This is a genomic window from Nocardia pneumoniae NBRC 100136, from assembly GCF_000308755.1.
In the GTDB taxonomy this organism is placed as follows: domain Bacteria; phylum Actinomycetota; class Actinomycetes; order Mycobacteriales; family Mycobacteriaceae; genus Nocardia; species Nocardia pneumoniae.
The window spans coordinates 67,969-86,098 of sequence record NZ_BAGF01000062.1 but is presented as its reverse complement, the minus strand read 5'-3'; the positions used below and the strand labels follow the sequence as shown (position 1 = coordinate 86,098).

The following is an 18,130-nucleotide window of genomic DNA, read 5'->3' as shown; positions in this document are numbered from 1 at the left end:
CTGCTGTGGAATCGGTCGGCGAGACCATCTCATTGGCCACGCTCCGCCTCCTCACTGTGTGTTAGCGCAGAATGATTCTTTCCGTCGGACCAACACGCGCACCGACGGCCATACCCCGCGACGTTGTCCCGCGGACGTCCCCGAGCTTGTCATTCCTATGCGAACATCTGTTCGAAATGCCGCCCGCGCCTTGAACTCTCGCGCGAACCCGGAATGACATGTCTGTGATTAGACACGCCGGACGCGTCGATGGTCAAGCCGCCGTCGCTATTCCGTTACTATCCGCAGCCGCATTCCGAACTGATCTTGCACCGTGCAATAGCAAATAAACAGCAAATTTGCCGCGAACGGGAGTTGCCACGCCACCGCATAGGCTGTGCGGATGTGACTGGACAACAAGCGGGCGCCGTGCCCGCGAACGGACCCCGGATCGCCGTGCTGGTCGGCGGCGTCGGCGGCGCGCGTTTCCTTCAGGGCGTCCGGGAACTGCTGCCCGATGCCGACGTCGCCGCGATCGTGAACGTCGGCGACGACGTCTGGATGCACGGTCTCCGGATCTGTCCCGACCTCGACACCTGCATGTATACCCTGGGCGGCGGCATCGATACCGAGCGGGGCTGGGGCCGGGTCGGCGAGACCTGGCACGCCAAGGAGGAGCTCGCGAAATATCACGCGCAGCCGGACTGGTTCGGCTTGGGCGACCGTGATATCGCCACGCATCTGATCCGCACCGAAATGTTGCGCGCCGGATACCCGCTCTCCGCGGTCACCGAAGCGCTGTGCAACCGGTGGCAGCCGGGCGTGAAACTGATCCCGGCAACCGACGATCGCTGCGAAACGCATGTCGTTGTGACCGATCCGGACAACCCTGGCGAACGACGCGCGATCCATTTCCAGGAGTGGTGGGTTCGCTACCGCGCGAACATCGAGACCCATGGATTCGCCACAATTGGCGCCGAGGAAGCCAAACCTGCGCCAAATGTGACGGAAATCATAGAATCCGCCGATGTGGTCTTGCTCGCACCGTCGAACCCCGTCGTGAGCATCGGCGCCATCCTCGCGGTGCCCGGTATCCGCGGCGCGCTGCGCACCACCGCGGCCAAGGTGATCGGCGTCTCGGGCGTCATCGACGGCAAGCCGTTGCGCGGCATGGCCGACGAATGCCTGTCGGTGATCGGGGTGCAGACCTCGGCCGAGGCGATCGGCCGGTACTACGGCGCGCGTTCGGCCACCGGAATCCTGGACGGCTGGCTGATCCACAGCACCGACACCGCCGACGTGCCCGGTGTGGAGGTGCGCAGCGTGCCCTTGTTGATGACCGACCCGCCGACCACCGCCGAAATGGTGCGTCAGGCGCTGGATCTCGCCGGAGTGAAGCCGTGACGACCACACCGACCGATCACGCGGCCGGGGAGCTGCGCATCCTGCCCATCACCGGGCTGCCGGAATTCCGGCCGGGTGACGACCTCGCCGAACACATCGCGCGATGCGCGCCGTGGCTGGCCGACGGCGACGTGCTCGTGGTCACCAGCAAGATCATCGCCAAGGTCGAGGGGCGCATCGTGGACGCGCCGCTGGACCCCGAGGAACGCGATGCGGCCCGGCGCAGGCTCATCGACCAGGAGGCGGTGCGAGTGCTCGCCCGCAAGGGCCGCACGCTGATCACCGAGAACAAGCTCGGCATCGTGCAGGCGGCCTCCGGCGTCGACGGCTCGAACGTCGAACAGGGCGAGTTGGTGCTGCTTCCCACCGATCCGGACGCCAGCGCCAAGGCGCTGCGCGCGGCGCTGGCCGAACGGCTGGGCGTGACGGTCGCGGTGGTCGTCACCGACACCATGGGCCGGGCGTGGCGCAACGGACAGACCGACGCGGCCATCGGCGCCGCCGGGCTTCGGGTGCTGCACGACTACGCGGGCGCGGTGGACGGTCAGGGCAATGAGCTGTTCGTCACCCAGGTCGCCGTGGCCGACGAGCTGGCCGCTGCCGCGGACCTGGTGAAAGGCAAGCTGGGCGGTGTCCCGGTGGCCGTGGTGCGCGGGCTGCCGGTCGTCGACGACGGATCCAGCGCCGCGGATCTGCTGCGCGGCGGCACCGAGGACCTGTTCTGGCTCGGCACCGCCGAGGCGATCGAGCGCGGGCGTAGAGAAGCGATCCTGCTGCGTCGCTCGATTCGCCAGTTCGCCGACACTCCGGTGGATCCGGAACGCATCCGGGCGGCGGTGTCGGTCGCGCTGACCGCCCCCGCCCCGCACCACACCCGTCCGGTGCGATTCGTCTGGCTGCGCACGCCGGAAATGCGTACCCGGCTGCTCGAGGCGATGGCGGAGAAGTGGCGCGCGGATCTGGCCGCCGACGGGCTCACGCCGGAGCGGATCGAGCGCAGGGTCGCCCGCGGGCGGATCCTGTTCGACGCTCCCGAGGTGATCATCCCGTTCTGCGTGCCGGACGGGGCGCATGACTATCCGGACGAGCGCAGGCGTTCCCATGAGCGCACCATGTTCACCGTCGCGGTGGGCGCGGCGGTGCAAGGCTTGCTGGTCGCCCTGGCCGCCGAGGGAATCGGTAGCTGCTGGATCGGTTCGACGATCTTCGCGCCGGAGGTCACCCGCGAAGTCCTTGGCGTGGCCGGGGACTGGAGCCCGCTGGGCGCGATCGCCATCGGTCATCCGCTCGAAGAGCTGACCCCGCGGCCGGTGTTCGGCGCCGGTTCCGGGCTGGTCGAGCTGTGACGGCGCCCGGCCGGGCCGGGTCCGGCGAACTCGGGGGCCGCCGGTGAGCGCGGAATCCCTGCACGCCTCGGCGACCGCGCTGCTCGAATCCTGGTGTCCAGCAGTCGATTCCGATCGGTCGCTGCGCGAGGCGATGCTGGCGTTCCTCGGCTCGGCTCCGCGTGGCTGCCTGCGCGAGCACGCGCCGGGCCACATCACCGCGTCCGCGGTGGTCTTCTCCGCGGACGGGCGCGAGGTGCTGCTCACCCTGCATCCGCGGGTCGGCCGCTGGATCCAGCTCGGCGGCCACTGCGAGGAGCACGACGACACCGTCGCGGCCGCCGCGCTGCGCGAAGCGACCGAGGAGTCGGGCATCGCCGGTCTGCGGCTCCAGGCGGGTCTGTACGGCGCCCAGGCGCACCCGATCACGTGCTCGCTGGGTGTGCCCACCCGGCACCTCGACCTGCTGTTCCGGATCACCGCTCCCGCGGGCGCGGTCCCGGTGCGCAGTCACGAATCCACCGATCTGCGGTGGTGGCCGGTGCACGCGCTGCCCGCCGACGCCGACGTTCTGCTGCGCTGACACTCCCGCGCCAGCCCCGGTCGGATGCACCGTCCGGCCGGGGCTTTGTCGTTCCCAGGACCTCACAGTGGTTTACAAATTGTCGGATTTGTCTAGACAGACGACAAATGACCGTCTATCGTCCACTGTGAGAGGTAACGCACGTCACATGTGACGTGTCCTTGGGAAATGGAGACAACGATGTCGACGAACGCCGACAGGGCCGTGCGGCCGGTCGAGGTACCGGCTTGGCGCGACCGCAAGCGCTATATGTGGCTGTGGGGGTTGTTCGCCCCCACCGGCCTGTTCACGATCGGGCTTCCGCTCATCTGGGCGCTGAACGAACTCGGCTGGCACCGCCTCGCGCACGTGCCGTTCTGGCTCGGGCCGGTCCTGGTCTACGTGCTGATCCCGCTCGCCGACATCTGCTTCGGGCCGGACGGCTCCAACCCGCCGGACGAGGTGATGGAGTACCTGGAGAACGACAAGTACTACCGCTACCTCACCTACCTGTACCTGCCGTTCCAGTACGCCACGCTGCTCATGGGCGCCTACCTGATCACCGCGAACGACGTGAGCTGGCTCGGCATCGACGGCGGATTGCAGGTGGTGGACAAGATCGGCCTGGCGATCACCGTCGGCATGATCGGCGGCATCGGCATCAACACCGCGCACGAACTCGGCCACAAGAAGGTGGACCTGGAACGCTGGCTGTCGCGCATCGCGCTGGCCCAGTCGTTCTACGGGCACTTCTACATCGAGCACAATCGCGGCCACCATGTGCGGGTCGCGACGCCGGAAGATCCGGCCAGTTCCCGGGTGGGCGAGACGTTCTGGGCCTTCTGGCCGCGCACCGTGTGGGGCAGCCTGAAATCGGCCTGGCATCTGGAGCAGGTCCGCCTGGAGCGGCTCGGCGCGAAGCCGTGGAGCCTGCGCAACGAGGTGCTCAGCGCCTGGCTGATGTCGGCCGTGCTGTACGCGGCGTTGCTCGCGGTGTTCGGCATCGAGCTGCTGCCGTATCTGATCTTGCAGGCCGTGGTCGGCTTCAGCCTGCTGGAGGCGGTCAACTACCTGGAGCACTACGGCCTGGTGCGCCAGCGCACGGCGAGCGGACGGTACGAGCGGCCAGCCCCGGTGCACAGCTGGAACAGCGACCACATCGTCACCAACATCTTCCTGTACCACCTGCAGCGGCACAGCGATCACCACGCCTACCCGACCCGGCGTTATCAGACGCTGCGCAGCTGGGACGGCGCGCCGAACCTGCCGAGCGGATACGCCAGCATGATCCTGCTGGCCTACTTCCCGCCGCTGTGGCGCCGCGTCATGGACAAGCGCGTCCTCGCGCACTACGGCGGTGACATCACCCGCGCCAACATCGACCCGCGCAAGCGGGATACGGTGCTCGCGCGCTACGGCGTCCACGACGTGGTCGCCGGAGGTGGGGGCGCATGAGCTCCTACCGCTGCCCCGTCTGCGACTACGTCTTCGACGAGGCGAAAGGCGCGCCGCACGAGGGATTTCCGCCGGGCACCCGGTGGGAGACGGTGCCGGACGACTGGTGCTGCCCGGACTGCGGCGTGCGGGAGAAGATCGACTTCGAGCCGATAGGGGCGAGCAAATGACTACAGCATCGCAGGGCGATTCCATGAGGGGTGGCGGCCGGGAGACGGGCGGGCAGGACTACAAGCTTTATCAGTGCATCCAGTGCGGCTTCGAGTACGACGAGGCCGAAGGCTGGCCGGAGGACGGCATCGCGCCGGGGACCCGCTGGGACGACATCCCCGACGACTGGACCTGTCCCGATTGCGGAGCCGCCAAGGCGGACTTCTTCATGGTCGAAATCGAGCGGTCGTGAGATTTTGACTGCGGCAGTTCCCCGTGACAGTGTCGCGGGTATGCCGCGCAACGCAACCAGGATTCCCTACCAGGAGGCCGCGCGGGAACTGCTGCGGACGTCGGTCCTGGACGCGATGCGCGAGCTGCTCACCGAGCGGGACTGGTCCAAGATCACGCTCGGTGACATCGCGGCCAGGGCGGGCGTGAGCAGGCAGACGCTCTACAACGAGTTCGGCTCGCGCACCGGCCTCACCCAGGCCTACGCCCTGCGCCTGGCCGACGACCTGGTCGACCACGTGGACGCGGCGATCAACGGCAACGTCGGCGACGCCCGCGCCGCGTTCCGCGACGGCATGGCCAACTTCTTCGTCGACGCGGCCGCCGACCCCCTGGTCCAGTCGCTGGTCGCGGGCGAGGTGAAGCTGGATCTGCTGCGACTGATCACGCTCGACGCCGGGCCGTTGCTCGAGCACGCGAGCGAGCGGTTGGCGCGCGCCTTCCAGCAGAGCTGGGTGGGAGCGACCGAGGCCGAATCGGACGTGATCGCGCACGCGCTGGTGCGGATCGCCCTGAGCTACATCCCCACTCCGCCGGGTCCGGGGCGGGACGCGCCCGCGGAGTTGAGCGCGCTGCTGAGTCCGTACGTGGAGGCGATCCTCGCCGCGCGGGTACAGCGCTGAGCGGACGCGGCAACCGGCTCGCGACGCGTCAGCATCTCTGCGGCGACTTGAAAACCGACTGCACGGCTTGTAATCGCTGACACGTTTCACCGCCAACCGGTGTGTAACAAATGGAAAGTCTGCAAGTATTCTCAGGCGGGTCGGGTCGTCGGAGTTTCATGTCTTCTTGAGTGGGGCAAAAGTGCAAACGGTTGGCAATCCGGTGGGATCGCCCGATCCCAAACGCCATCTGTGGGTCCTCGGCTTGCTGGCGCCATCCTCGGCCTTGCTGCCATCGCAGCTCGTGCTCCACACGGGTGTGGAGGTGTTCTGGTGGATCGGGCCGATCATCGTGCTGATCGTGATTCCGGTGCTGGACTGGACGATCGGCGCGGATGGCAGCAACCCGAGGGACGAGGATTACGAGCTGCTGTCCAACGACAGGTACTACCGGTGGTGCACCTATCTGATGCTGCCGGTGCAGCTGATCGGGCTGGTGATCGCCAGCTACATGTGGGCCGGTGACGAGCTGAGCGTGGTCGACAAGCTCGGTCTGGCCGCCACCCTGGGCTTCGTCAGCGGCATCGGGATCAACGCCGCGCACGAACTCGGGCACCGGGTCGAGCACCTGGAGCGCTGGCTGGCCAAGATCGCCCTCGCCCAGTCCGGGTACGGGCACTTCTTCGTCGAGCACAACCGAGGCCACCACGTGCGCGTGGCGACCCCGGAGGATCCGGCCAGCGCCAGGCTGGGCGAGTCGCTGTGGGAGTTCTTGCCCCGCAGCGTATCCGGGAGCTTCCGCTCGGCGATCACCCTGGAGCGCGAGCGTCTCGCCCGCAAGGGCAAGGGCTGGTGGAGCATCGACAACCACATCCTGCAGGCCTGGTCGATGACGGTGGTGCTGTTCGGCGCCCTGGTCGCGGCGTTCGGCTACCAGGTGCTGCCCTGGTTGGCGTTGCAGGCGGTGATCGGCATCGGCCTGCTGGAGACGGTGAACTACGTCGAGCACTACGGCCTGCTGCGGGCCCGCCGCCCGAACGGCATGTACGCCCGCTGCTCGCCGCGCGACAGCTGGAACAGTGACCACCTGGTCACCAACATCTTCCTGTTCCACTTGCAGCGCCACAGCGATCACCACGCCAACCCGGGCCGTCGCTACCAGACGCTGCGCAGTTCCGAGCTGGCTCCGCAACTGCCCGCCGGATACGCCACCATGATCGTGTTCGCCGCCGTTCCGCCGCTGTGGCGGTGGGTGATGGACAAGCGCGTCCTCGCCCACTACGGCGGCGACCTGACGCTGGCGAACATCCAGCCGCGCAAGCGGCGCCGGATCCTGGCCGCCCGCGGCGTGATCGCGTAGAACCCCGAGGCGGCCGCGTAACGGCGCGGCCGGACGAAGACCGGCGGCAGCCACGCCGCGCCGAGCGCGCGAGTGGCAGCCGCATGGTCCGCGCCCGGTCGCGAGCGACTAGCCTTGCCTCGGTACTTGCCGAACCAGGAGAGGCTGATGACCACCTCAGAACTTCCCGCACGCACGTCGTTGACCGCCGATGTCCGAGGCGGCATCGACTACAAGGTGGCGGATCTGTCGCTGGCCGAATTCGGCCGCAAGGAGATCCGTCTCGCCGAACACGAGATGCCCGGTCTGATGGCGCTGCGCCGTGAGTACGCCGAGGTGCGGCCGCTGCAGGGCGCGCGCATCTCCGGCTCGCTGCACATGACGGTGCAGACCGCGGTGCTGATCGAGACCCTCACGGCCCTGGGCGCGCAGGTGCGCTGGGCCTCGTGCAACATCTTCTCCACCCAGGACCACGCGGCCGCCGCCGTGGTCGTCGGCCCGCACGGCACCGTCGACGAGCCCAAGGGCACCCCGGTGTTCGCCTGGAAGGGCGAGACCCTGGAGGAGTACTGGTGGGCCGCCGAGCAGATGCTCACCTGGCCGGACGAGCCGGCCAACATGATCCTCGACGACGGTGGCGACGCCACCATGCTCGTGCTGCGCGGAGCGCAGTTCGAGAAGGCGGGCGTGGTGCCGCCGGAGGACGCCGACCACTCGGCCGAGTACAAGGTGTTCCTGAACCTGCTGCGCGAGCGGTTCGAGACCGACCGGGGCAAGTGGGGCAGGATCGCCGCGTCGGTCCGCGGCGTCACCGAGGAGACCACCACCGGCGTGCTGCGGCTCTACCAGTTCGCGGCGGCGGGCGAGCTGGTGTTCCCGGCGATCAACGTCAACGACTCGGTCACCAAGAGCAAGTTCGACAACAAGTACGGCACCCGCCACTCGCTGATCGACGGCATCAACCGGGGCACCGACGTGCTCATCGGCGGCAAGAAGGTATTGATCTGCGGCTACGGCGATGTCGGCAAGGGCTGCGCGGAATCGCTTGCCGGACAGGGCGCCCGGGTTCAGGTGACCGAGATCGACCCGATCAACGCGCTGCAGGCGCTGATGGACGGCTACGACGTGGTGACCGTGGAGAAGGCGATCGGCGAGGCCGATATCGTCATCACCGCCACCGGCAACAAGGACATCATCACCCTCGACCACATGAAGGCGATGAAGGACCAGGCCATCCTGGGCAACATCGGTCACTTCGACAACGAGATCGACATGGCCGCGCTGGAGCGTTCCGGCGCAACGAAACTGAACATCAAGCCGCAGGTCGACCTGTGGACGTTCAAGGAGACCGGCCGCTCGATCCTGGTGCTGTCGGAGGGGCGTCTGCTGAACCTCGGCAACGCGACCGGGCATCCGTCGTTCGTGATGTCGAACAGCTTCTCCAACCAGGTGATCGCGCAGATCGAGCTGTGGACCAAGCCCGACGAGTACGACAACGAGGTCTACCGCCTGCCGAAGCACTTGGACGAGAAGGTCGCTCGCATCCACGTCGAAGCGCTCGGCGGCGAGCTGACCAAGCTCACCAAGGACCAGGCCGAATACATCGGCGTAGACGTGGAGGGCCCGTACAAGCCGGACCACTACCGCTACTGAGCGCACCCAATCCGGTCCCGTCGGCCTTCCGGTCGGCGGGACCGCGCTCACCGGGCGCACCGGCTAGCCATCCGCGCTGGTCAGCCGGTGTCGGCGGCGAGCGGACCGCGGGGTACCCTGCCTGGCTATGGGAGTGCTGATTGCCGTCGAAGGCCTCGACGGCGCGGGCAAGCGGACGCTGATCGACAAGGTCGTCGCCGACCTGCGCGGTCGCGGGCTGCGCGTCGCCAGGATGGCCTTCCCCCGGTACCGCGTCTCGGTGCACGCCGACCTGGCCGCCGAGGCGCTGCGCGGCGCGCACGGCGACCTCGCCGACTCGGTCAGCGGCATGGCCCTGCTGTTCGCGCTGGACCGCGCGGGCGCTGCGGACGAGCTGTCGAAGTTGTTGGCCGACAACGACATCGTGCTCCTGGACCGTTACGTCGCCTCCAACGCCGCCTATTCCGCCGCCCGGCTCGGCCAGTCGGCCGACGGCGAAATCGTGCGGTGGGTGGGCGAATTGGAGTTCGGCAGATTCGCCCTGCCCGTACCCGCGCTCCAGGTGTTGCTGGACGTGCCGACCGAGCTGGCCGTCGAGCGTGCCCGCAGGCGAGGCGAACTCGACGCCGAACGCGCGCCCGACGCCTACGAGCGCGACGGCGGCCTCCAGCACCGGACCGGTGCGGTGTACCGCGAGCTGGCCGAACGCGGCTGGCACGGGCCGTGGTGGCGATATCGATCCGAGGACGATCCCGCTACGCTGGCCGCGCGGATCATCGAAATCGTTGGTCGATAAGGTTGGCTGTGCCGCGGGTTCGCACCAGTGTTGGCGTGGCGGCCCGATCCTCGCCTGGGAGATGACAACATAGTAGTTATGAAGCCGAAGATTCTGGTCGTCGACGACGATATGGCACTCGCTGAGATGCTCACGATCGTCCTGCGCGGGGAAGGGTTCGACCCGCACGTGGTCGGCGACGGCACACAGGCCCTGGCGGCGGTTCGCGAGATCCGCCCCGATTTGGTGTTGCTGGACCTGATGCTGCCCGGCATGAACGGCATCGACGTGTGCCGCGTGCTGCGGGCCGATTCCGGGGTTCCGATCGTGATGCTCACGGCCAAGACCGACACGGTCGACGTCGTGCTGGGTCTGGAATCGGGCGCCGACGATTACATCGTCAAGCCCTTCAAGCCGAAGGAACTCGTCGCCAGGGTGCGCGCCCGGCTGCGCCGCACCGAGGAGGAGCCCGCCGAGCTGCTCTCGATCGCGGATATCGTGATCGACGTGCCCGCGCACAAGGTCAGCCGGGGCGGCCAGCAGATCTCGCTGACGCCGCTGGAGTTCGACCTGCTCGTCGCGCTGGCCCGCAAGCCGCGCCAGGTGTTCACCCGCGAGGTCCTGCTCGAGCAGGTCTGGGGCTACCGGCACGCCGCCGACACCCGGTTGGTGAACGTCCACGTGCAGCGTCTGCGCGCGAAGGTCGAGAAGGATCCGGAGAATCCGGAGATCGTGCTGACCGTCCGCGGTGTCGGTTACAAGGCCGGACCGCCGTGATCCGGACCGACTCGAGGGCCCGGAGGCGGTAGCTTGGCTGACCACGAAGGGCCCCGCCGAGACCGGGCGGCGGATCTCACCAGCGTGATCGCGCGTCTGCAACGATCGCTGGCACCGGTCGTGGCCTGGTTCCAAGAGGTCGGCGTCGCTCTCGGCCACCTCTGGCGGCGGTCTCTGCAGCTGCGCGTCATCGTGTCCACGCTGACCCTGTCGCTGATCGTCATCACGATCCTCGGCGTGGTGCTGACCAGTCAGATCACCGACCGGCTGCTCGACGCCAAGATCAACGCGGCGGTCGAGGAGATGGATCGTGCGCGCAATACGGTGGAGAGCCAGCTGTCCGGTGTGCACGATATCGGCGGTCAACCGCAGCGGCTGGAGGATGCCCGCAACGCGCTGTCCAACCGCGGCGGCACCGGCCAATCCACCGGCGCGGCAGGCACTTTCGACACGGCGCTGAGCGTCATCGGCGGCATGCCGCCGCAGCAGATCTCCACCGGCCCGATCCAGGAGGTGCCCGAGGAACTGCGCCGGTTCGTGCAGCGCAACCAGGTCAGCTACCAGTTCGCCACGGTCGCCGACGCGGAGGGCTACCAGGGCCGCGCGCTGATCATCGGCAGTCCCAGCGCCGAGATCCCCACCCTGGAGATCTACCTGATCTTCCCGCTGGCCAACGAGGAACGCAGCCTGGCGCTGATGCGCGGCACCATGCTCGTCGGCGGCATCGTGCTGCTGGTGTTGCTCGCCGCGATCACCGCGCTGGTCACCAGGCAGGTGGTCCTGCCGATCCGCTCCGCGGCGCGGATCGCGGGCCGGTTCGCCGACGGCAGGCTCAAGGAACGCATGCTGGTGCGCGGCGAGGACGACATGGCGCGGCTGGCGCAGGCGTTCAACGAGATGGCCGAGAGCCTGTCCAACCAGATCACCCAGCTGGAAGAGTTCGGCAACCTGCAGCGCCGGTTCACCTCCGACGTCAGCCACGAGTTGCGCACCCCGCTCACCACCGTCCGCATGGCCGCCGACCTGATCCACGGCAGCAGCGACGACCTCGACCCCGCCCTGGCCCGCAGCGCCGAGCTGCTGGTCAACGAGCTGGACCGGTTCGAGGGCCTGCTCAACGACCTGCTGGAGATCAGCAGGCACGACGCGGGCGTCGCCGAACTCCAGGTCGAGTCGCTGGACGTGCGGATGTGCGCGCGGGCCGCGATCTCCACCGTGCGGCACCTGGCCAAGGACGCCGGGGTCGAGGTGATCACCGATATGCCGGAGGAGCCGCTGGTCGCCGAGGTCGATCCGCGCCGCGTGGAACGGGTGCTGCGCAATCTGCTCGCCAACGCGATCGACCACAGCGAGGGCAAACCGGTGCTGTTGCGCATGCGCGGCGATGTCGAGGCCAACGCGGTCGCCGTCGTCGTGCGCGATCAGGGCGTCGGTCTGCGGCCCGGCGAGGAGAAGCTGGTCTTCAACCGGTTCTGGCGTTCCGACCCGTCCCGGATGCGCCGCTCCGGCGGAACCGGTCTGGGTCTGTCGATCAGTGTGGAGGACGCGAATCTGCACGAGGGCAAGCTCGAGGCGTGGGGTGAGGTCGGTGTCGGCGCGAGCTTCCGCCTGACCTTGCCGCTGGTGCGCGGGAAGAAGCTCGGGCCGAGTCCGCTGCCGCTGGAGCCCGCCCGCAAGCCGATGCGGCTGGTCGAGAAGGAGCCGCCCGCCGACGGCGCGAGCGCGGAGGCGTACACCGCGCCCCCGGCGGGTGCCGAACGTGATGCGGGGGAGCGCGGCGTTTCCGAGCTGGATGGCGTCGGCGCACCGGCCGGACCGGGGGACATACAGTCGGGCACAGCTGGGGCGGATAGTGTCCGCACGGAAGAAGCGAGTACGACGACGGGCACTGCCGGAGTGGATGGTGTGCGCACGGACGAAGTGAGCGCCGAGGCCCCGAAGCCGGATGCGGCGCGGGCGCAGGCCGTGGAAGCGGGCGATGTCTCGCCACCAGGCGAGAGCACGCCCTCCGGTGACGCGCCCGCGTCCGGCTCGAATGGATCGCAGGCGGCCGAGTCGGCGCAGGCCGGTGGCGGCCCCACGCGCGAATCCGGGGACGGACAGTCATGAGGACGCGTGTCGGGTCGGTGCGGATGCGGCAGCTGACCGTGCTGGTCGCAGTGTTCGCGGTGGTCCTGTCGCCGCTCACCGCGTGTGCCAGCCTGCCCGAGTCCTCCGCGCCGGAGGCGCTGGGCACCCTCAACCGCGAGCCCACTCCCGAGGGCCCGCCGCCGCCGGCCGCCAACCGCGATCCCGACCTGCTGCTGCGCGACTTCCTCCAGGCCACCGCCGACCCGGCCAACCGGCATCTGGCCGCCCGCCAGTACATGACTCCGGCCGCCTCCACCCAGTGGGACGACGCCGCGGGCACCGTCATCGTGGAGAAACCGGACACCCTGCGGGAATCCCGCTCCGGCGACAAGGCCAGCTACCTGATCCGCGCGCGCAAGGTCGGCGAGCTGTCCGCCGACGGCGGATACCGCCCCAGCGACGACATCCCCATAGTCGAGAACAAGATCGAACTGACCAAGGTCGACGGCGAGTGGCGCATCGATGAGCTGCCCGACGGCGTCGTGATGGACTCCACCGCGTTCTTCAAGTCCTATCGGCGTTACGCGCTGTACTTCGCCGATCCGGGCGGCACCACGGCGGTCCCGGATCTGCGCTGGATCTCGGTGCCGAAGGGACAGTTGACCCAGCGGTTGCTGAGTTCGCTGATCGAGGGGCCGCAGCCCGCCCTCGCGTCGGTGCTGCGCAACGAGCTGGCGCCGCCGGTCGCGCTGCGCGGCACGATCAGCAAGATCAACGGCGACCCGGAGGGCGTCGGCATCGGTCTCGGCGGAGTGAAGATCGACTTCGCCGGCGCGTCGGCGCTGAATCCGCGCGATCGGGAATTGCTCGCCGCCCAGGTGGTGCTCACGCTCTCCGGCGCCGACATACTCGGGCCCTACGTGCTGCTCGCCGACGGCAAACCGCTGGACGAGCGGTTCGGCGCGAACGGATGGAACGTCGCGGACGTGCAGCAGTTCAATCCCGGCACGTCCACGCGCAACCAGGCTGGTCTGCACGCGCTGCGCGGCGGGGGACTGGTGCAGGTCACCGACAGCGGCGGCAGCGCGTCGACGCCGGGCTACTTCGGTCGGGTGAACAACCTGCAGTCGGCGGCGCTGTCCCCGGACGGCCAGCTGGTCGCCGCGGTCGCGGAGGCGGGCAGGCCCGCGGGGGAGCCGTCGCGCACCCTCATGGTCGGCACGTACGGCGGCAACGCGTTTCCCGTCGCCGAAGGTTTCACCATCACCCGGCCGTCGTGGACCGCCGACGGCAGCGCGGCATGGGCGGTGATCGACGGCGGGCGGGTCATCCGCGCGGTGCACGACCGGGCCACCGGAAATGTATCGGTGCAGGAGGTCGATACCTCGGCGCTCACGGCGGCCTCGTCGGCCACCGCGCCGCGGTTGCCGATCACGGAATTGCGGATCTCCCGGACCGGGGTGCGGGCGGCGATGATCGCCAACGGCAAGGTCTATGTCGCGGTGGTGGTACCGCAGCCGGACGGGAAGCTGGCCCTCACTTCGGCGCTTCCCGTGGGTGTGGACCTCAGCACCCCTGCGGTGTCGCTGGACTGGCTGGACGCCGATTCGATCATCATCGCGCGCGAGGGCAATGTCGACCCGGTGAGCACCGTCTCGGTCGACGGCTCGGAGCCCAAACCGCTGACGTCGCAGAATCTGACCGCGCCGGTGCGCTCGGTGAGCGCGAGCCCGGATCATCAGTACGTCGCCGACTCGCGCGCCGTACTGGAGCTGACCTCAGCTCCGGATCAAGGCCAGCCCTATTGGCGTGAGGTCCCGGGTCTGGGTGTGAACGCCATCCCCGTGCTTCCCGGCTGAGTGCCGTGCCCGAGCCGGGCGGCGTCTCTGGACCCGCGTAAACAGCTGGCCGCGCGGAGGGCAACGTTCTGTCTGCGGATTGTCGTCGGCACGCTGGAGCGGGCTTGTCGGTGGCCGGGCGGACACTGTGCCGATGCGAACGCTGCTCGATCTTGTGCTCCCCGCCGTCTGTGCGGGTTGCGGACGTTCCGGGGCCGATTGGTGTGCCGACTGCGCCGACGCGCTCGCCGGTCCGCCGGTGCGGGTGTGGCCGCGTACCGATCCCGGCGTGCCGTGCTGGGCGCTCGGGCCGTACGCCGGTCCCGCGCGCCGGGCGGTGCTCGCGGCGAAGGAACGCGGGCGGCGGGATCTCGCGGAGCCGCTGGGTGTCGCGCTCGCGGGCGGGCTCGCCGCGCTGCGGTCGGCCCGGCGGCCGCTCGTGCTGGTGCCCGCCCCGAGCAGGGGCGTGGCGGCGCGGCGCAGGGGCGGCGATCCGGTGCTGCGTTCGGCGCGCGTCGCCAGCCGATGGCTGCCGGATAGCCGAGTGGTAGCCCTCTTGCGGCTGCGGCCGGGGGTGCGTGATTCGGTGGGCTTGACGCCCGCGCAGCGCTCGCGCAACCTGGGCGGGCGGGTCACCACCGTACCGGTTCGTGCCGCTGACCTGGGAATTCCGGCGAACGCCGAGGTGGTGGTAGTCGACGACGTGCTGACCACGGGCGCGACGGCCCGCGAATCGGTACGCGCGTTGGCGCTGATCGGATTGCCGACACGTGGCGTTCTGGTTACGTGCGCTGCGTGACCGGTGGGAAATTTGCGTGAACACTGGCGATCGGCCGGTTGGCGTACTAGCGTCGCGAACACACACCCGAACCGAGAGTTTGGAGGTGGCGCCTCGGACAACATGTGCCGAGCGATTGTCGATCGGCACGGCTCAATCCCGCCGCACGTGAATCGGTCTGTGCGGCCAGATCCGGGAGGTACGCGTGACGACTTCTTCACGACCTTCAGTGAAAGAACCCGCTCCGTCGGTGCTGGATGCCGGCACCCAGGAAGCACCAGAGCAACCCCCAGCGGAACGCCAGCGAGCGATGCGCGCCGACATCGTGGTGAAGGGCCGCAACGTGGAGGTGCCTGATCATTTTCGAATTTACGTCGCGGAAAAACTCTCCCGATTAGAACGCTTCGACCCCTCGATGTTCCTGTTCGACGTGGAGTTGTTCCACGAGCGCAATCGCCGCCAGCGGAAGAGCTGCCAGCGCGTCGAAATCACCGCGCGTGGAAAGGGTCCCGTCGTCCGGGCGGAGGCCCGCGCGGACAGCTTCTACGCCGCGTTCGAGTCCGTGACGGCGAAGCTGGAGAGCCGGCTGCGCCGTACCAAGGATCGCCGCAGGGTGCACTACGGCGACAAGACGCCGGTGTCGGTCGCCCAGGCGACGGCGGACCTGGTGGACGAATCGCTGTTCGAGCAGCCCACCGGGTCGAGCGCCACGCAGGAGCAACGTGAGGAGGCGCAGGAGCTGGATTACGCCGAGGGGCCCGGCCACATCGTGCGCACCAAGGTGCACTCGGCCACGCCGATGACCGTCGATGACGCGCTCTATCAGATGGAACTCGTCGGTCACGACTTCTTCCTGTTCCAGGACAAGGAGACCGATCGGCCCTCGGTGGTCTACCGCCGCCACGCCTTCGATTACGGCCTCATCAGGCTCGCCTGACGACACCGTTGGTCCCCGACTCTCCGGGTGTTCAGCTCACCGGCTGGATGCCCGGAGATTCGCGTTGAACGCCTTTTCTCGCCTGTGGCCATCGGCGTGCCAGCGCCAGCAGCAGCCGCAGATCCGAGTCGATGTCGCCGACAGGGTGAGTTTCGTGGACGCCGAATCGGCCCGGTATGCCTTTGCTGAGCTCAGGAGGCGGTAGCTCGCGTGGCCGTGAATCCGGGAAAGGCCGGAAATGGGTCTGCGCCGCTGTCGACGCGCCGCGCGTTTTCGTTTCGATGGCCAGCAAGATTTGCTCCGCATAGGCGGTGTGTTCGGCCGTTTCGGGTACATGGTGGCGTAGGTGCATCAGCGCGTCACGGATCTCGACCGTCATTCGGATCAGCCGCGCGTCGGCTTCGGCGATCGGCGCATCCGACGCGAGGACGATCTCCGGTACCGCCGCGGTGAGATCGCGCCACAGTGGCTCCAGCCGACGGCAGTACCGGGCGGCGCGGTCCCAGCCCATGCGCGCCCGCAATCGCGCGACCAGCGGCACGGCGAGGATCGTCGCGCCCAGCGCCGCGACACCGAAAGTCGGTCCGGCCCAGCGCACCAGCGCCGGATCATCGAACGTACCCGGTCCGGCGGACTGCACCGCGGAGACAGCCAGTCCGCCCGAGCCGACGACCATCGTCGCGAGCAGAATGCCGTAGACCAGTCGCTCGGACGGGGTCGGCTCACCCGACCGCAGCTCGCGCACCGCGGCGCGCCAAGCCAGGCGGCCGGTGGCCAGCAGGGGAACCCACAAGATCAACGCGACCAGCGCCGTCGGCCGGTCCAGGGCCTGCCCGACCAGACGCCCGTGTTGTCGTGCCGTGGTCCCGGCGATCAGGATGATCGCGCCACCGGCGAGACCGGCCAGGTCGTAGGCCCGCTGCCGGACCGGCGCGGTGGTGGGGTCGGCGCCGGACCACAGCCTCGCCGCGCCGTACAGGCTGGTTGCCGCCATCAGCTGCGTGGCCATCGAAAACTGATGCAGCAGGCTGCCGATCTGCGGTGCGATGCCGCGTTCGAGCAGTATCAGCGTGGCGACACCCCAGAGCAGCGCCCGGTTGAGCAGGCGGTCGACGGTCGTGTCGTGCAGCAGGACGAGCCGCCCGGCGGCGGCCACCGCGACGAGAACGATCAGCGGTATCGCGATCGGCGCCGGGATCGGCGATGTCACCGCCTGCGGTCGCGGAAGAAGGTCCGGTGCAGCAGCGAGTCGCGGCGCGGAGGGCGCATGGCGTGCAGCATCACCATGTCGGCGAAGGTTTCCGCGTCGCGCTCGCGCAGCGTGCCGTAGTCGGTGCGGCCGAGGACGTGCGCGATCGACTCCGGCGAGATCGAGGGCAGCAGCTCGGCGATCGCGGCCACGGTCGGCGTGCTCGCGGACGGCTCGTCGGGATCGGACTGCTCCGGGCCGTGCCCCAGCAGCATGTGCCCGAGCTCGTGCACGATGATGTGCTCGGCGTGCCATTCGGTGGTGTCGGCGCCGTAGACGATGACGTCGCTGTCCTGCTTGGCGATCCACAGCCCGCTGCCCGTGCCGCAACCGGTGCCCGCGAGCAGCGCGGTGTCGATCGGCAGCAGGCTGATGCTCCGGCCACGGTAGGCGGCGACGTCGTCGAGGTAAGTCGACAAATCCCATGGGTGGGGAATCGGTAGGTCCCGTGTCAAGCTCCGGAACCGGGCCTGGATGGCCATGTGATCGGTCTCCTACAAAAGCTCAGTGGCCCAGGTAGGCAAGATGTTACCGACTCGGCGGGGCGGCGCCCGCGGTGCTCTGGATGATCTTGGCCAGCATCGACTGGTCGACGTTGGAACCGCGCAGGGCGATGCTGGCGACGTTCGCGTCCCGCATGGTCGCGAGCAATTCCAGCTCCCGATCGATCGCCGCGGCGGCGGGGCCGCTGGTGACGAGGTAGTCGGCGGACACACCGAAGCTGCGCGCCACCGCGATGAGGATCTCGATATCGACTGTGCCCCCGCCGTTTTCGTGGTCGAATTCGCCGTCGCGCAGACGCGTCAGGTAGCTCGCCGTCACCTCGCGCCCGAGGAATTCGCTGACCTGCGCGGCCACGGACGCGGTGCTGCGCTCCGGAGCCGATCGCGGGTGCACCACGGCGAACAGCCGATTGATCTTGTGGCTCAGGGTCGGCGCGGCGCCGTTCGGTCCGTCGTCGGTCATG

At 68.8% G+C, this 18,130-nt stretch carries 18 protein-coding genes; 15 read left to right on the top strand and 3 right to left on the bottom strand.

The genetic code is table 11. The features are described 5' to 3' along the window. Positions 1-249 precede the first annotated feature (249 nt). From cofD to hpf, 15 genes are all read left to right on the top strand, one after another. Entirely contained in the window at positions 250-1,383 is a 1,134-nt protein-coding gene (cofD, locus tag ON34_RS20870; protein ID WP_218003919.1) for a 2-phospho-L-lactate transferase, read from the top strand. Then, positions 1,380-2,729, top strand: a complete 1,350-nt coding sequence (locus ON34_RS20865) for a coenzyme F420-0:L-glutamate ligase (RefSeq protein WP_040781856.1) — start codon at positions 1,380-1,382, stop codon at positions 2,727-2,729. The genes cofD and ON34_RS20865 overlap by 4 nt, the downstream gene beginning before the upstream one ends. Positions 2,730-2,772: 43 nt before the next feature. Continuing rightward, positions 2,773-3,291: an NUDIX hydrolase gene (locus tag ON34_RS20860; RefSeq protein ID WP_040781854.1), complete on the top strand. Its 519-nt coding sequence runs from the start codon at positions 2,773-2,775 to the stop codon at positions 3,289-3,291. Between the two features lie 180 nt (positions 3,292-3,471). Beyond that, entirely contained in the window at positions 3,472-4,725 is a 1,254-nt protein-coding gene (locus ON34_RS20855; RefSeq protein ID WP_040781951.1) for an alkane 1-monooxygenase, read from the top strand. Further along, on the top strand, positions 4,722-4,895 hold the full coding sequence (locus ON34_RS20850; RefSeq protein WP_040781852.1) for a rubredoxin: 174 nt from the start codon (positions 4,722-4,724) through the stop codon (positions 4,893-4,895). Before ON34_RS20855 ends, ON34_RS20850 begins: the two co-directional genes overlap by 4 nt. Positions 4,896-4,918: 23 nt before the next feature. Continuing rightward, positions 4,919-5,128 carry a rubredoxin gene (locus ON34_RS20845; protein ID WP_040781950.1) on the top strand — a complete coding sequence of 70 codons (210 nt, stop codon included), beginning with the start codon at positions 4,919-4,921 and terminating at the stop codon, positions 5,126-5,128. A gap of 40 nt (positions 5,129-5,168) precedes the next feature. After that, entirely contained in the window at positions 5,169-5,789 is a 621-nt protein-coding gene (locus ON34_RS20840; protein WP_051022923.1) for a TetR/AcrR family transcriptional regulator, read from the top strand. 202 nt (positions 5,790-5,991) lie between these two features. Continuing rightward, complete coding sequence (locus ON34_RS20835; RefSeq protein WP_245548116.1) at positions 5,992-7,128, top strand: alkane 1-monooxygenase; 1,137 nt, start codon at positions 5,992-5,994, stop codon at positions 7,126-7,128. A gap of 147 nt (positions 7,129-7,275) precedes the next feature. Next, positions 7,276-8,760 carry an adenosylhomocysteinase gene (gene ahcY, locus ON34_RS20830; protein WP_040781848.1) on the top strand — a complete coding sequence of 495 codons (1,485 nt, stop codon included), beginning with the start codon at positions 7,276-7,278 and terminating at the stop codon, positions 8,758-8,760. Between the two features lie 127 nt (positions 8,761-8,887). Next, the gene (locus tag ON34_RS20825; RefSeq protein ID WP_040781847.1) at positions 8,888-9,535 is read left to right on the top strand and encodes a dTMP kinase; all 648 of its coding nucleotides are present in this window, start codon (positions 8,888-8,890) and stop codon (positions 9,533-9,535) included. Between the two features lie 78 nt (positions 9,536-9,613). Beyond that, positions 9,614-10,291 carry an MtrAB system response regulator MtrA gene (gene mtrA, locus ON34_RS20820; RefSeq protein WP_040781845.1) on the top strand — a complete coding sequence of 226 codons (678 nt, stop codon included), beginning with the start codon at positions 9,614-9,616 and terminating at the stop codon, positions 10,289-10,291. Between the two features lie 120 nt (positions 10,292-10,411). Further along, a complete protein-coding gene (mtrB, locus tag ON34_RS20815) occupies positions 10,412-12,400 on the top strand; it encodes an MtrAB system histidine kinase MtrB (RefSeq protein WP_083889605.1) in 1,989 nt (662 codons plus the stop codon). Further along, positions 12,397-14,220, top strand: coding sequence for an MtrAB system accessory lipoprotein LpqB (gene lpqB / locus ON34_RS20810; RefSeq protein WP_040781844.1), 1,824 nt, complete (start codon positions 12,397-12,399; stop codon positions 14,218-14,220). The genes mtrB and lpqB overlap by 4 nt, the downstream gene beginning before the upstream one ends. 133 nt (positions 14,221-14,353) lie before the next feature. After that, positions 14,354-14,998, top strand: coding sequence for a ComF family protein (locus ON34_RS20805; protein ID WP_040781842.1), 645 nt, complete (start codon positions 14,354-14,356; stop codon positions 14,996-14,998). Between the two features lie 289 nt (positions 14,999-15,287). Continuing rightward, positions 15,288-15,914 carry a ribosome hibernation-promoting factor, HPF/YfiA family gene (hpf, locus tag ON34_RS20800; RefSeq protein ID WP_083889593.1) on the top strand — a complete coding sequence of 209 codons (627 nt, stop codon included), beginning with the start codon at positions 15,288-15,290 and terminating at the stop codon, positions 15,912-15,914. A gap of 31 nt (positions 15,915-15,945) precedes the next feature. Here the strand turns inward: hpf and ON34_RS20795 are convergent, their stop codons facing one another. From ON34_RS20795 to ON34_RS20785, 3 genes are all read right to left on the bottom strand, one after another. Next, entirely contained in the window at positions 15,946-17,124 is a 1,179-nt protein-coding gene (locus ON34_RS20795) for a DUF6545 domain-containing protein (RefSeq protein ID WP_040781840.1), read from the bottom strand. Continuing rightward, entirely contained in the window at positions 17,121-17,582 is a 462-nt protein-coding gene (locus ON34_RS20790) for a hypothetical protein (protein ID WP_245548115.1), read from the bottom strand. The genes ON34_RS20795 and ON34_RS20790 overlap by 4 nt, the downstream gene beginning before the upstream one ends. A gap of 109 nt (positions 17,583-17,691) precedes the next feature. Further along, complete coding sequence (locus ON34_RS20785; protein ID WP_040781839.1) at positions 17,692-18,129, bottom strand: helix-turn-helix domain-containing protein; 438 nt, start codon at positions 18,127-18,129, stop codon at positions 17,692-17,694. Between the last annotated feature and the right edge of the window lies 1 nt (position 18,130).

Bases quoted from the DNA above. Each gene is read 5' to 3' on its own strand.
- ahcY (WP_040781848.1), top strand. From the start codon at position 7,276: ATGACCACCTCAGAACTTCCCGCACGCACGTCGTTGACCGCCGATGTC.
- mtrA (WP_040781845.1), top strand. From the start codon at position 9,614: ATGAAGCCGAAGATTCTGGTCGTCGACGACGATATGGCACTCGCTGAG.
- ON34_RS20850 (WP_040781852.1), top strand. From the start codon at position 4,722: ATGAGCTCCTACCGCTGCCCCGTCTGCGACTACGTCTTCGACGAGGCG.
- ON34_RS20825 (WP_040781847.1), top strand. From the start codon at position 8,888: ATGGGAGTGCTGATTGCCGTCGAAGGCCTCGACGGCGCGGGCAAGCGG.
- ON34_RS20855 (WP_040781951.1), top strand. From the start codon at position 3,472: ATGTCGACGAACGCCGACAGGGCCGTGCGGCCGGTCGAGGTACCGGCT.
- lpqB (WP_040781844.1), top strand. From the start codon at position 12,397: ATGAGGACGCGTGTCGGGTCGGTGCGGATGCGGCAGCTGACCGTGCTG.
- ON34_RS20845 (WP_040781950.1), top strand. From the start codon at position 4,919: ATGAGGGGTGGCGGCCGGGAGACGGGCGGGCAGGACTACAAGCTTTAT.
- hpf (WP_083889593.1), top strand. From the start codon at position 15,288: ATGCGCGCCGACATCGTGGTGAAGGGCCGCAACGTGGAGGTGCCTGAT.
- ON34_RS20805 (WP_040781842.1), top strand. From the start codon at position 14,354: ATGCGAACGCTGCTCGATCTTGTGCTCCCCGCCGTCTGTGCGGGTTGC.
- ON34_RS20840 (WP_051022923.1), top strand. From the start codon at position 5,169: ATGCCGCGCAACGCAACCAGGATTCCCTACCAGGAGGCCGCGCGGGAA.
- cofD (WP_218003919.1), top strand. From the start codon at position 250: ATGGTCAAGCCGCCGTCGCTATTCCGTTACTATCCGCAGCCGCATTCC.
- ON34_RS20785 (WP_040781839.1), bottom strand. From the start codon at position 18,129: ATGACCGACGACGGACCGAACGGCGCCGCGCCGACCCTGAGCCACAAG.